Below are 14132 nucleotides of genomic sequence, written 5' to 3'. Positions count from 1 at the left end.
AAATCCCCAGTATACTTTTTAATCTGTCTTCTCGGGAAGATATTGCGGCCTCACTTCTGAATTTATTTCTAAAGAGAAAGTAGATTAAACAGGAAGAGAGAATGGCAATTCCAATATCCTTCTGGTTTAGATTAATGATATAGTATAAAGAAATAATTAATAATCCTAAACCGAACCCCATGACGCTGAGAATCACATCAAGACTTTTTGTGAACCTCTCAGCGTATCCTTTTGCAGTTTCCATACAGCCCCACAAAACAACAATTTTTTAAACAATAATCTTTTATAACTAATCCTTACAGGCTAAAATATGTTTTGCCTGTAGGTCAAGAAGACTCTCTTACAGCTTGTTTCTCTTTCCAGTCTCTACCTCTTTTACTCTAAGTCTGTCTCGATATTCAGTAGTTTTTCTTCCACCATCTGTATATCTCGGCTCCTGATGCTGACCAGGCGTCTTTTTGAGTACAGTACTGCAGAATTTTCTTGTAAAACTCCAGATAATCCCCCTGCATATACGTATTATGCCAGAGGACAGTAAGCACACCTCTGTAGCTTTCAACCGTATCAATGAGTTTTTTCGTAAGCTTCCATGCCTGATTGAAGTCAAGATGCATCTGGCTGAAAAGAGTGGTATCCATGATACTTAGCGGAATTTCAAGGATATCGATTTCCTTTCTTGTGTTAAGGTTATATGGCCTGAAGGGATGACACATTCCGTTCCTGAAACCCGCACAATCATGATATCCGAAAGTTGAATCGTAACTGAAACCCGCATCTGCGAGGAACTCCCAGGTTTTTGGAGTTCTAAACCGCAGGTAATGATTTCTGTAGCCCATAACCTCCTTGCGGAGTACTTTTTCTAGTTTTTGTTTTTTGCTTCTGATTTCCAGCGGGTTATTATAAGCCTCATGTCCTCCATGAAGCCCAACCTCCCATCCGTCGTCCGAAATATGGCCAAGTTCCCCTTCCAGCTCTTCAATGCTGAAGGTAAAATCTTCATTGCCGGGATCAAGGGTCAGGAAATAAAAAGTGGATTTTGCTCCGTAATTTTCTTCCAGTTTCATGATTTGTCTGAAATTCCACAAAGGGTTCCATGTTTTGTTTATTCTTGAAAATGGAAGGATCGAGGCCTGTGCAAACTGACCTCTTTTGAGAGCTTTTACGGTTCTGGCCGCAGTATTCAGCATCCCGGGACACACAAAATCAATGTCATGAGTCAGGCATACAGCAAATTTTCTTCCTTCAGGATATTCGGGACTTAACCCATTTTTAATTAGAAAGTTCGAGACCTGTGGCTCAAAAATATTTCTTTGACTGCTCAGGTAGTATGAAAATCTTCCATATTTATCTAAAAGGATAGGGTCGTACTCTTCTTTTTTTGTAAACAGCTCCCACAGCTCTTCATCTTCTTCCATTTTTTTAATCAAAGTATCCCCTTCACTCTTACTTGTTGGATCTTCAACTTTATTAAATATTTGGTTAACTTTGGCTTCTTTATTTTTCTCTATAAGGAGCTTATCTCGATGAGTTTGTTGTATCAATCTTATCCCCATTGAAATCCCAAATATAATTTTCTTAGGTTATGTTATATCTCTCAGATTGCTACCTCAAGAATTTCAATTTCTCTTATTCTGCCAGGCTATCGTGGTATTCTGAAGCCCACTTATGCGTGATGTTTTTGATCGCAAAAAGCGGGACTTATTTCTCTCATAACTAACTCTACCTTCAATTCTTTTGTTCCCCAGGCTTTCTTTCAGCACGGTTTCTTCTTCCACTTTCTGGCAATTTCCTGAATAAGAAATATCGTTTTAATACACCTGTGCAGTTCTCAGCAAAGATAATCTATGTTTTTACTATTTTCTGAGGATTTGCCTTAACTGTTTATTAATTGAAGCCAACAGGTGCATTTTTCTTTACGGTAGGGATTCATAAGTAAGAAAACCGCAACCATTCCATCAGTCCCCGGATTTAACATAATGGCAATAGGATAGCCAGAAAATTTCGGAGCCTCTTTTATAAGTCGAGGCTTCGCAGTCCCCATCATTTTATAATGTTTTCCCTTAAATGAATAAATATTATTAGGATATAAGTTTTAGCGTTGGATTAAAATTCTTTTATCAGTATTTCATCACAATTATAATATTTTACTTTTTTTGTCGATTAATTATAAAAGCTGCTCAATATTTCTCGACTTATATTTATTTTATTTAAGCCTGTATTTCGTCTATTCCTATCCTTTACGAGCTCTTTTAAAACAAAAGCCCTCCTAAAGGCACGCTTTTCGTTACCTGAGCTCTCCTATGGCATTATTTTTCATTTATCTATCATCAGTCAGGGCATTACTGGCATCTATGGTAGTGCGCTCTGGAAAGCCGTTCGTTAAGTCCCGGCTTGCTCGGGATCGAGAATTTATAGCTTGCAGATGCGGCATGAGATGCCTGATAAACTGTAATATTAACCTTTCCAATAACGAATGTTTATTCGGCATCTGCTTCGCTTATGGTAAGTTTTAGTCTTTTCTGTTCGGGTTACTCTTCTATTTCTTTTCTGAGTTAATTATTTCTTCAGTACCCGGTTTTCAAGAAAATCGCGAGCTAAGGCTTGCATAGAAATAAGTTTTCTTTATTAAAATGGCTCGTGTGCTTATGATTAAATAAGTTGCGCAAACAACCACAGTGACCATCAGTTATCCTGCGTTTAAATCCCTAAAAAATCAGATCTGTTTTTTCTCTGTTTTTTCACATAAAGGCATAGGTTGGCCTCAGTCAGTTAATTCAGTTCCTTTATTTAATTTACAGAGATCTTTTGTAAGGATATTTTTTCCTTATTAATATTTTTATTGAACTATCCTGGTCATGTGTTAACCTTAAATATATCTTAGTCTAATAATTTTTAGAATGATAGCCTTTAATATTTTTGCACTTATACACATAAAGGGGGTTATAGCACATGCATATGTATAGGGGGGTGGATTGGGTTTGTTTTCAGCCCTTACACTTGGTCTTAATTCTCTAATCTCTGATCCTATTAGCATAGTATCTTCGCCATCTCAACTTACCGATAGGTTGCTCAGGCATGAATTTACGGTCTTAATTCCAGCTCAGAATGAGGAAACTTCCATTGGAAGCAAAGTCTTGATTGCGGCAAGTTACGCTGACCGTGTACTTGTTCTAGACGAAGGTTCCACTGATCGAACTATGGAAGTAGCTGCTCTGGGAGGGGCACGAGTTGTTCCTGTCTCAGGTGGGGAGGAGTCACTACTCAATATCCTTTACAAGGCTTCTCTTGATTCGGAACTTGTGGTCCTTATCTATCCGGAATGCATGCAGGATATAGATCTGCTCTCCCATGTCCTTGAGCCTTTAAGACAGGGGTTTGACCTATCTGTGGGTTCATGGCCCTGCCGTATCTCATGTGAGCAGGAAACAGTAATGCTCTTTAACGGAAAAAGCACCTTTAGGGAAAAAATAGGTTTTCTTGCAATAACCGCAGATTCGCTGCAGAGAATCAGTTCAGGCAGAGAGCACCTATCTTTAAAATCCTTGCTTTCCGCGGCAAAAACCGAAGGGCTCAAGGTCAACTACCTGAGTTTTGATGTGGATCCTATATTCAGGAAACTTGAGAGCACCCGTATAGGAGTTGTCGTGCCTGCTTTTAACGAGGAATTGCTTATAGGCGAGACTCTAAGAGGGATACCTGAATATGTGGATCGAATTTACGTAATCGACGATGGTAGTAAAGATCGCACAGGTGAGATTGTAAAGAAATTCGGAGATTCCAGGATCGTATACCTGCGCCATGAAGTGAATAAAGGAGTAGGCGCAGGAATAATTGACGGATATAAACTTGCCCTGAAAGACGAGATGGATATCGTTGCGGTCATGGCCGGAGATAATCAAATGGATCCAGTCCAGCTTCCCAGGTTGATATTCCCGATCATTGAGGGGAGGGCTGATTATACAAAAGGGAACAGACTACTTACTGACGATTTTATGACCGGAATGAGCAAATGGAGATCTTTTGGAAACCTGCTTCTCAGCTTTATCACAAAAATAGGCAGTGGTTACTGGCAGGTTATGGACCCTCAGAATGGATATACAGCTATTTCCAGGCAGGCCCTGGAGGTTATTGATCTGGACTCGGTATATCCTTATTATGGTTATTGTAACGATCTGTTGATCAAGCTTAATGCCTTTGGAATGAGAGTACTGGATGTGGTAATGCCCGCTCGTTATGGTAAAGAAAAATCGAAGATTCGATACAGCAAGTTTATTCGCAAAGTAGCTCCCATGATCTTCAGGGGTTTTCTCTGGAGACTAAGGGTCAAGTACACGGTTCTGGACTTCCATCCGCTCGTGTTATTCTATTTCCTTGGAATGCTCGCCTTGCCTGTGGGTGTTCTTTTAGGATTATGGGGCTTTCTGCAAATATTATTGCAAAACCCTCTCCCTTCCTACTACCCTCTGCTTGGTTTCCTCGTATTGGGTACGGGGCTTCAGATGCTTCTTTTCGGAATGCTTTTCGATATGCAGGTCGAGAAGAAAAGGAATGAAAGGGTAGGGCTTGCTCGTTAAGAGCCGGAAGATTCCTCTTCCGGATTTTTTGTTTTAATCTACTTATTCTCCTCTTTCATTCCATTTCTTTCTCCTATTACCCTTTTATTCCATTTTCCTTCCACTATCCTTTTATTTTCATCGATTTCATTGCCCTTTTATTCCATCAAAATTCTTTTTACTCAGTCGCGTTTTTATCCAGTTTGCAGCAAAAATCGTTATTATCCCGATCCCCAGGATTTCAGCGATGAAAGTTTGTGAGAATTCAGGTTCAAAGGACTTTTCAAACATTCTTAGTAAATATTCTAGTCCGGTATAGTCCGTTGAATCTCTGGGAAAACTCAATCCGAAGAGAGGCCAGAAGAGAGTTAGAGGCTGCGTCCACATTTGATCCTCCAGAAGATGAAGAAAGGAACCTGAAGCAAGAGCAAAGCCTCTATAATCTTTATTTTTTTCGTAGAGGTATACCCCTATCAGGGCAAAAAAAAGAGTAAATAATAATGTATGACCTATAATACGTCCGTTTGCAAGCATGGAAGCAAAGATAATTCTTCCAACAGGTTTGTCTATTAAATCAGGCAGGAGGGCTCCAATGGCAAGATATCTTGGGTCTATTAGAACCCTCAATCGGGGTATAAGAATTCCAAACCCTAAGAATAATCCCAGCGTAATCCCTAGATGTCCAAAGAATAGCATCGAAAATTAAAGGGCTTTCCGTTTATATCTAATATTCCCTCCTCTTTATAAAATCAAATTATATTTAAATTATTTTTTTAGATATTCAGGTATACTCTATGGTGAGTTTTGGTCTCTGATTTTTATTTTGCCAGTTGGAACTGTAAAAAGCGATATAGTTTTCGTTTTCTTCACGGGCCTTTATAAGGAAGCCTGTGTTTTCGTACTTTCCGCTTATATATTCCTGAATAAGTTCTGTTACATCCAGTTCATAGTAGCGATTGTCAGGAGTCTCATTTCCATTGACAGTCATTGTGGCATATGGGGTGTTGCCCTGGAAGTCACCGTTTCTGTCATACCAGTCTCCTCCGGAGTTTTTCCAGGGAATATTGGATTCGCTTTGTTGCCACGTAACATGTTCTTCGCACCATTTCACAGGTCTATACACTTCCAGTACAGTATCCTTCGATCTCATTTGATTCTCCGGGTAATACCAGAATAAAGAAAGAGTTGCTTCTTCGATCCGGTCAGTCTGATTGAATGAACTCAACTCAAAGATTATAACATCCCTGTAAATGCCTCCATCGGACCTTTTTCCAACGTCGATATATCCGTTTTCACTGAGAGTTATATTGGGAGCTTCTTGTCTCAATCTGTTGTCTGAAATAATGAAAGGTAAAGCAATTTTAAAATTTTCTACTCCACCAGACTGCATCGAAAGGCTTAACAAAAACCTTTCCAGCCATCTTAAAAATTCTGAAAAAGCCCTTTTAAGGCTTTGAACCAAACCTTCTTCCTTCTGAGTTTGGACTCCACTTTCATCTATCTCATAAGGTATCAGCGGCCCCGCAGACGCAGCTTCACTCCAGGGGAAATCCTCTCCTAAAGACTCATTTTTGCTCAACTTCGCCATAAGTTCCGAATCAGCTTCGACATCTGAGGTAGAATTTGCACCCAGATAATTTCCGCCGGCATTGCTGGAAAGGCAATTGTTTTCCAGGATGAAGGAATGAGTGTTTTTCAGCTTATTGTATACAGCATATCCTTCTCCAGCCGTAGGACTGGACTCTGTATTAACTATTATGTTATTTTTCACGATAGTTATATATCCTGAGCCTGGAGCCGAAAATTCGTCAGTAACCTGTTTGTGAGCAATGGCAGCACCATAGCATCCGTCGAATTTATTATTTTCTATCAAGGTATTTTGGAAACCATTGAGTACTATACCCCCCGCCCAGTCCGCGCCTGGGTTAATACCGGTTTTATAAAATTTATTATGATGGATGTAAATATCTTTTGCAGAGTCTTTGGAATACCCTGATCCATAACCTGTTATCCAGATACCTGCCGCATTCGTCTCATACAGCAGATTATTGCAGATTTCAATATCATTCATTACAGTTGATGGGCCAATTTTCTGGATTTCGATCCCTGCCCCTCCTTCCCCTTCGGAGTTAATGATATTGTTATAGAATTTTACGTTATTTGTATTGTAAATCCTCAAACCGCTATTTGTTCTGCATGTTATTTTATTATTCCAGGCTTCTACATTTGAAGAATAGATAGCATAGAGGGCATCATGTCCTAACTTATAAACCTGGTTATCGTAAAATTGAATACCTGAACATTTTACGACTTTAAGCCCATCCCCGTGGCTGTCGTGCATGTATATGTCGTGAACCTTTATATTCTCGCAATTCAGGAAATGGATCAGGTTGTGATATCCCTTTCCCCTGCTTTTTTCATCGTTATTGTCATGATTTCCGTCAATTTCAAATCCTTTTATGATAATGTCATGATTTCCTGCACTGTCCATTTGTGTAATTATAGGCTTTCCTTCCGGCCAGCCTGCTTTATCCTCAAGTTTGATCACAGCAGTGGAATCTCCCTCGAGGACGGTATCACTCCCTATAAAAATACTGTTCGAAATGACGTATGTATTGGGCCCATCCAGATGAACGGTTGTGAATTTTGGATTTTCCGCAACATATGCAAGAGCTTCGTTTATCTCTACCTGGTCGTCACTCCCATCACAGTTAAAGTCTCCACTTCCATTGGTAGCAACATAAACTATTGTACCAGACGGCGTTGATAGGGTGAGGGTCACGCTTGCGATTAGAGAAATAAAAACTATGCTAAGAAGTAATAATTTTTTTCTATCTCCCCATTTATATATTTGCCTTTTTCCACTCATTTTAAATCCCCAATACATTAAACTATAATTCTTTAAGATTAAAAAAAGTTATCTGTTTAAGACTGCACATAAATCCCACTCGAAAATATTTTCATTCTTTCCGCTGCTCGAATTTCAAGACTAAATTTGAAAAGAATACTTTAAATTTAAAATTTTGTTAAGTGCATTCTTGGGAATTCCGGATCTTTTTATTAGTAAACAAGTAAATTTCAGATTTGATTCAATCTTTTTAACTTCTTATGCCATATTTAAGGATATGATATTTTCTTCGTTTTTTACCATAACAGTTTATAACAGGTGGGGACTTTATCGATGAAACCATTGAAAACAATTTTCTCCAGGTTGCAGTTTTGTCCAAAAATTATAAAAGCTACTAGAGATCACCCACAGTATATATAAGCAATCTTATCAATTGCGGGTTCCTGGCTGCCGCAAATCAATACCTGGATATAGACGTGTTTGACCTCGTCCCATTTCTAATTAATTATAACTTAATAATTTCGCCTGTAGACTTTTAACCTCAAGGCTCGAAGTAAAATTGCTCAGTAATATGTACTATTTGTAAGGAATATTCTTTCTCTAGACCTTATATAAATCCTTATTATAATTGTAATGAAGTATATGAAGTCCATTTGTTTTAGATTCCTGAAACATATTGTTTTTCAAGTATGAAACCTGGCTATCAATTAGCACTTGACTGCATTTCAGGAGTATGGGAGTGTAAACTTACCGGATTTTAGGATCTCAAAAGTCTCTGAAATCTGAAAAAGTGAGTGAAGGGGTATATCTATTATCAGATCAAAAGCAGATTACGAATTTTACATCAAAGCAGACAAATTTGCGTTAGGAAAAAATTACGAAAATCCTAGGTTAATCGGTGACGACATATGGAAATTTCAGAGATTACTAAGAAAGGTTGAATACTATAATAACTGCAAGAAATCTCTAATTTCCAAATTCTATCTCAAATATATATTATTCAGGTTTTACACGATGAGTGTCCATCTAGGGTTCAGCATTCCTATAAATGTCTTTGGCCCGGGGTTGTGTATTGCCCATAGAGGAACTATCGTTATAAATAAAAACGCCAGAGTCGGTGAAAATTGCAGAATACATGCCTGTACCAATATAGGATCTAACAGAGATGATGTTTCGGCGCCACAAATTGGAAATAACGTATATATCGGGCCAGGTGCCAAAATTTTCGGAGATATAGTAATTGCCGATAACATTGCAATTGGGGCAAACTCAGTTGTAAACAAATCGTTTTATGAAAAAGGCATTTCAATTGCCGGCATTCCTGCTAAAAAAATAAATGCAAAAGGAACAGATAACATTATAGTCACTGCTACGCAAATTGTTAAAGATAGCCTTTGATTCTGATAAACAGCCTTTCGGTGGATGAACACTAAATCATTTATTCTAATACTTTTCTAGTTAGCGGGGATTTTGTTAAAAAGTGAGTTGAAGAAGCTTTAATATGTTATATTAAAGCAGAATAAAAAAAATATCCTCAGCAAAAACCTGAAAATTTTCCATTCTGGTGAAAATATCTGGTTCCACCATACAACATAGCCGGGCATGTTACCTGAGATCGAGGCATATTCGGTGTTTCCATATCTGCCTATGTTGATCCTTCCTCCATTGTCTTCGGGCTCCTTTAAATAATCAGAGTCCGGATAACCAGCATCAATGCAGGGAGAGCTTACAAGATCCTTTACCCAGGTTTTTCCATTCCATCTTCCACCTGTTGATTTAAGGTGATAATCATGATTTTTCCGGTTTGCAAAGTGAGGGTTCGCATGGATATCGCTTGTTGACCTGGCACTCCTGTAGTCTCCTGCTATATTATTGTAGAGGCAGTTATTTTCCAGCACAAAAGTATGTGTTCCAGACAGATAGTTAATAACTCCGTGTCCTGTTCCGCTCGGGTCTTTTGTGCGTTGCAGAGTATTTACAATAATATTATTGCGGACAATCGTGGCATATCCTGTGTCTTTGGGTGAAAGATCAGTAGAATAGCCCGTAGGATACATATGGATAACTGCAGCATGATACGTACCATCAAATACGTTATTTTCAATGAGGGTATTGTAAAATCCACTCGTTACTATACCTCCTACCCAATCTATGCTTGGGTTCGTACCGGTGCTGTAGAAGGTATTGTGATGAATATATACGTCCTGTGCCTCTTCCCTGGGGTAAGAATCACCATAGCCCAACAGCCAGATCCCTGGTCCATAGGTATTATGGATTGTATTATTATACACCTCTATATCGTTCATCACGCCTGTTGTTTTCTGAATCTGGATGCCAGGCCCGCCTGCACTCCAGTGGTAGAAAGAATCGATTACATTATCATGGAACTTTATATGGTTTGAGTTCCAGATTCTAAGGGCGCTGTTAGTCCTGCAAGTTATTGTGTTATTCCAGGCCTCTACGTTCTGGCAGTCAATGGCATAAAGACCATCATGCCCCAATTTATATACCCGGTTATTGTAAAACTGGATATCGGAGCTTCTTTCTATCTTCAGTCCGTCTCCATGCCCGTTATGCATGTACATAGAGTGAACCTGAATGTTGCTGGAATTTAAGAAATGGATCTGATTGTAATATCCTTCTCCTCTCTTTTTTTCTTGGTTGTTGTTATGGTTTCCGTTGATTTCAAATTCTTTTATAATGATATTATGGTTTCCGGCACTGTCCATCTGCGTAATCAGAGGTTTATCCCTTGGCCAGTCCGCTTCATTTTTAAGTTTAATTACGGCTGTAGGATCTCCTTCCAGAACGGTATTGCTTCCAATTAAAATACTATCTGAAATGACGTATGTATTGGGACCCTTTAGATGAACGGTCGTGAACTGAGGGTTTTCAGCAACATATGCAAGAGCTTTGTTTATTTCTACCTGGTCGTCACTTCCATCGCAGTTAAAATTCCCTCTCCCATCGGCAGTAATATAAACAGTTGTATTGGGCGATGTGGTGGAAAGGGCGGTTGTTCCCATTGCAATCAGAAAAATTAAAATTGCAAGGTACACTCCCGTTTTTTTCCTGTTTTGCCATCTGTATCTCAGATCTTTTCCGTTCATTTTTTATCCCTGTACTTTTTAGTTGTAAATCTCCAGGCATGAAAAAAGCTATCTGCAGGGAGTATTATCCGTTAAACTTTGGGACAGATTAGCATTTCTTTTTATTTTATGATTTATGCGGTTAACTGAAGTAAACTTTTACCAGTTCCTTTTTTAAAGCCACCGGAACGTATAAAGACAATATTCATTGATTGCGGCAGTATACAAAAAGTTTATGTGCTTAAAATTTCTTTAATTGATTTAATATATAAAAAAATTTCAGCTTTCAAGACAATTGGGTCCTCGGGCTAAACCCGGAATATAATACTAAACTGCTCAATTCAAAGAAGACAATGACAGAAAAAGTAGCTGCATTTTATAAAAGGCCTCCGAAGAATAAAGAAGTTAAAAGCTATCCAGGTATACAACTTCTGGTTAAAGATGTCAGGAAATTTTAAGTCCGGTTTCCTTATATTTAAAACTTCCTATAAAATTTGGAGGTTTTGGGTATAAGCCTTTTTTAGAGCTTTTAATACCTTCAACCTGTTAGAATTCTCTCCCTGACGCTAAAAACCTTCAGGTTTCTTCAATGTTCAGTTTCGGGCGCTGCTCTTCTTTCTCAGTATCGCTGCTGTAGAATGCCACGTAATCTGCGCTTTCGGTACGTGTCTTGATCAGGAAGCCCGTGTTTTCGTACCTGCTACTTACATACTCTTTTACGAGATCGGTTACGTCCAGCTCATAGTATCGATTATCTGGCAGGTCACCGGCTTTCAGGGTTATCGTAGCATAGGGGTCGTCTCCCTGAGATACCCTATTCCTGTCGAACCAATCTCCTCCGGGCTGGATCCATAAAACGTCGATATCCCTGTTGTTCCAGGTCACATTCTCAGGATTCCAGGCAGCAGCAGGTCTGTACACCTCAATGATTGTGTCTCTGGGCCTTTCCTTTCCATCAGGATAGAACCAGTAAAGGGAAAGGGTAGCGCTGCTAATATTTTCAGCATCGCTATACTCACTAAGGTCAAATAGAAGCAGTTCTCTATACTTTCCTATTCCAGGCCTATCTCCAATGTCAAGATAGGACTTTTCTTTGTATACAGTATTGGGGGAAGCTTCTCTAAGGCGGTTGTCCACAACGGAACTTGCTGCATTTTCGCTTTCGAAGCCTTCTTCAGGCATGGTCTCTGTTACAGCTGTGTCATCAAGATAAATCTCATCAGAATTTATCTGGTCATTTTCGTTTTCGAAGCCTTCTTCAGGCACAGTTTCTGTTACAGCTGCGTCATAAAGATAAATCTCGTCAGAATTTATCTGGTCGTTGCCCACTGCTGCATTTTCGGCTTCGATTTCCTGCTCAGTAGAATCCATTAAAATAGTATCGTTAATTATTCCCTCGTCAGTTACGGCTGTATGTTCTTCTGAAACATATACGACTGGTGCACTCGGGGCGCCTAACGCAGTCGGTAAGGTTGTTAAAATAAGGCATGCCACCAGGAATAAGGTTCCTGGCTGTCTTTTTAGCATCGTATCACCTTTGGGTTGGATTTTATAGGGATCTAAGCCTGCTCAAAATCTTATACTGTAAGGTCTACTTTTTTCCCAAATATTTCTCAAAATTCCATATTACGTACTCGTAATACTTTCTTTTCCGAACTAATCTAATCAGGTAGGGATTTTCGAATTCTTCAAAATAATTCCCTGATCAGGTCGGCTCTATGCGGGTATGATTCCGATTACGTCTGCGTAATATTTTTCGAACCTATCCAATTCGGTTCTCTGCGATTTAGTGGGGCGGACACGCTCTACACAGAGTCCCCACTCTCCAATCACTTTATAAGATCAGTCACTGGGAGTGGCCAGAAATTAGAAGTTTTGGCTTCAACAAATCAAGATTTGCTACTGACCACAGGACAGTATCTCCTCTGGTCAAGCCCTCCGGCTTAATTAACTGCGGCTTTAGGCAGGTCAACTTTCCTTTTTAAAACTTCTCATTCGCACTGTTGGCTCTGGGTCGACATCCAGGATTTATTCATCTTATTATAAAATATTTTTGGTATTTTAGTAAATAAATTTAAACAGCCCCTGATTATTTAATACCAATGCAGGTTTTTCAGGGGATTCGACAGCAGGATTTCGAAAGAGTATTCTAGAATTCAAACTATTCTGGTAACGGAGTCAAAAATGTTTCAACCTACACTTACCGTTTTTCGTATGAAAAGTTAAGATATATTTAAAGAGCTTTTCTCCAGCCAGCGATGCCAACTAATCAACTTACGTAATCGGTTGTTCTACATAGCTATAAGGAGCCAGATTTGCGCAAGGCATTTCTGACTGTTTCTGCAAGCTTCCTGCATTTATCAAGCAATCCATTGAGAGATTCCGGATTCCCTCCTCAAGTCTCAGAAAAATCTCTCCAGATTGTCTGACAGGGCAACTTGCCTTAACAATCCTGTATTTATATCTATCCATTGTCTTTTAGTTCGTAATTAAGTTTTCAGTGTTTACACAAAAAATATTTTTTCAGGCTTATTTCATATATTTTATTTTAGTTGAGGCACTAAAAAATTTTTTATACTCTTATGACCTCCACTAAATAGTAAGTTTTTCACTAAGTGGAAATTTGCATTATTCCATTCCCATGTAATTTCAGTACGGGTCAGGAACTTATTATGTGGACATAAGCTCGTTGGTAGCACGGGGGGGTCTTGAGATGGGTAGTTTTTCGGTTACAGTTGATCTTGAGGATTGGTATCATATTCCTTCAGTCTGCGGTTCTCCTTATGCCGTTTACAGGAGTGTGAGCGAATTCTTTGAAAAATGGGAAGGCAAGTACGATTTCCTGACTGAACCTACAAACAGGGTACTGGATATTCTCGATGAGTTCAACGTGACTGCTACTTTCTTTATAGTTGCGGATATTGTAGAACATTATCCTGGGCTTGTCGAGTCAGTTGCGGAAAGAGGACATGAACTTGCATGCCATGGCCTGCATCACGCCTGCAAAATCAATCCGGAGACGAAGGAACGATTAATGAGTAGCGAGGAATTCGAGCAGAAAACTTTTTTTGCAAAAAAAACTCTGGAAAAAATTAGCGGGGAAAGAATAATAGGTTACAGGGCACCAAATGCCCTGGTAGGCGGCTGGATGCTGGATTCACTGGAACGAATCGGGTTCAGATATGACTCCTCAGTATCCGTAAATTCTCTTTATAATAAAACGGATTCGTCCCTTAAGACCGTTTCTTCTTCTCCTTATTATCCCATAGAAAACGGGCTTGAAGCAGGCGACGATAGAAACTTTATTGAGTTTCCCTGGGCCTATTATCAAAACGTACTGAAAATTCCGGCATCTGGTGGCCCAATACTCCGCTTTCTGGGAGCTCCTCTAGTATTGAATGGGCTTATCCAGAGTCTTAAAAGAGGACATACTATCTTCTATTTCCACCCGCTTGATATTTCATGTGCCAGATTTCCTTCAATAGGGAACAACAGGCCATTTTACTGGTGCATGAAAGGAAGGTTTGTAGAACGTAGAATTCGTCATATTTTACAAAATCTGAATAGTGTCAAAAAATTGTGCTTGAGGGATTATCCAGGAATATAATAGTTTAGAAAGGCCTTCTAGTTTATAGTCGAAAC

Annotated in this window: 8 protein-coding genes; 3 read left to right on the top strand and 5 right to left on the bottom strand. The window is 39.2% G+C overall.

Features of this window, described 5'->3' with window-relative positions; all coding sequences use genetic code 11:
• Nucleotides 1–398 precede the first annotated feature (398 nt).
• The gene (locus ACPK8D_RS09265) at nt 399–1427 is read right to left on the bottom strand and encodes a polysaccharide deacetylase family protein (protein WP_424717568.1); all 1029 of its coding nucleotides are present in this window, start codon (nt 1425–1427) and stop codon (nt 399–401) included.
• Nucleotides 1428–2972: 1545 nt separating this feature from the next.
• On the opposite strand from ACPK8D_RS09265, the gene ACPK8D_RS09260 reads away from it, so the two are divergent.
• Complete coding sequence (locus tag ACPK8D_RS09260; RefSeq protein ID WP_424717567.1) at nt 2973–4574, top strand: glycosyltransferase family 2 protein; 1602 nt, start codon at nt 2973–2975, stop codon at nt 4572–4574.
• A gap of 126 nt (nt 4575–4700) precedes the next feature.
• Here ACPK8D_RS09260 and ACPK8D_RS09255 read toward each other — a convergent pair whose 3' ends face one another.
• Both ACPK8D_RS09255 and ACPK8D_RS09250 read right to left on the bottom strand, forming a co-directional pair.
• On the bottom strand, nt 4701–5249 hold the full coding sequence (locus ACPK8D_RS09255) for a metal-dependent hydrolase (RefSeq protein ID WP_424717566.1): 549 nt from the start codon (nt 5247–5249) through the stop codon (nt 4701–4703).
• A gap of 85 nt (nt 5250–5334) precedes the next feature.
• Complete coding sequence (locus tag ACPK8D_RS09250) at nt 5335–7422, bottom strand: disaggregatase related repeat-containing protein (protein WP_424717565.1); 2088 nt, start codon at nt 7420–7422, stop codon at nt 5335–5337.
• A 993-nt stretch (nt 7423–8415) separates the two neighbouring features.
• On the opposite strand from ACPK8D_RS09250, the gene ACPK8D_RS09245 reads away from it, so the two are divergent.
• Nucleotides 8416–8799, top strand: a complete 384-nt coding sequence (locus ACPK8D_RS09245) for a serine O-acetyltransferase (protein ID WP_424717564.1) — start codon at nt 8416–8418, stop codon at nt 8797–8799.
• Nucleotides 8800–8897: 98 nt separating this feature from the next.
• On the opposite strand, the gene ACPK8D_RS09240 is transcribed toward ACPK8D_RS09245, so the two are convergent.
• Together ACPK8D_RS09240 and ACPK8D_RS09235 are read right to left on the bottom strand one after the other, a co-directional pair.
• A complete protein-coding gene (locus tag ACPK8D_RS09240) occupies nt 8898–10511 on the bottom strand; it encodes a right-handed parallel beta-helix repeat-containing protein (protein ID WP_424717563.1) in 1614 nt (537 codons plus the stop codon).
• 555 nt (nt 10512–11066) lie between these two features.
• Nucleotides 11067–12017: a disaggregatase related repeat-containing protein gene (locus ACPK8D_RS09235; protein ID WP_424717562.1), complete on the bottom strand. Its 951-nt coding sequence runs from the start codon at nt 12015–12017 to the stop codon at nt 11067–11069.
• A 1186-nt stretch (nt 12018–13203) separates the two neighbouring features.
• Here ACPK8D_RS09235 and ACPK8D_RS09230 point away from each other — a divergent pair.
• Entirely contained in the window at nt 13204–14097 is an 894-nt protein-coding gene (locus ACPK8D_RS09230; RefSeq protein WP_424717561.1) for a polysaccharide deacetylase family protein, read from the top strand.
• Nucleotides 14098–14132: the final 35 nt, after the last annotated feature.

It is taken from the genome of Methanosarcina sp., from assembly GCF_049706645.1.
Taxonomy (GTDB): Archaea; Halobacteriota; Methanosarcinia; order Methanosarcinales; family Methanosarcinaceae; genus Methanosarcina.
The sequence above is the reverse complement of the archived record's forward strand: the minus strand, read 5'-3'. Positions and strand labels throughout refer to the sequence as shown.

Excerpts from the sequence above, each read along its gene's own strand:
- ACPK8D_RS09255 (WP_424717566.1), bottom strand. The coding sequence starts at position 5,249 with ATGCTATTCTTTGGACATCTAGGGATTACGCTGGGATTATTCTTAGGG.
- ACPK8D_RS09250 (WP_424717565.1), bottom strand. The coding sequence starts at position 7,422 with ATGAGTGGAAAAAGGCAAATATATAAATGGGGAGATAGAAAAAAATTA.
- ACPK8D_RS09245 (WP_424717564.1), top strand. The coding sequence starts at position 8,416 with ATGAGTGTCCATCTAGGGTTCAGCATTCCTATAAATGTCTTTGGCCCG.
- ACPK8D_RS09240 (WP_424717563.1), bottom strand. The coding sequence starts at position 10,511 with ATGAACGGAAAAGATCTGAGATACAGATGGCAAAACAGGAAAAAAACG.
- ACPK8D_RS09235 (WP_424717562.1), bottom strand. The coding sequence starts at position 12,017 with ATGCTAAAAAGACAGCCAGGAACCTTATTCCTGGTGGCATGCCTTATT.
- ACPK8D_RS09230 (WP_424717561.1), top strand. The coding sequence starts at position 13,204 with ATGGGTAGTTTTTCGGTTACAGTTGATCTTGAGGATTGGTATCATATT.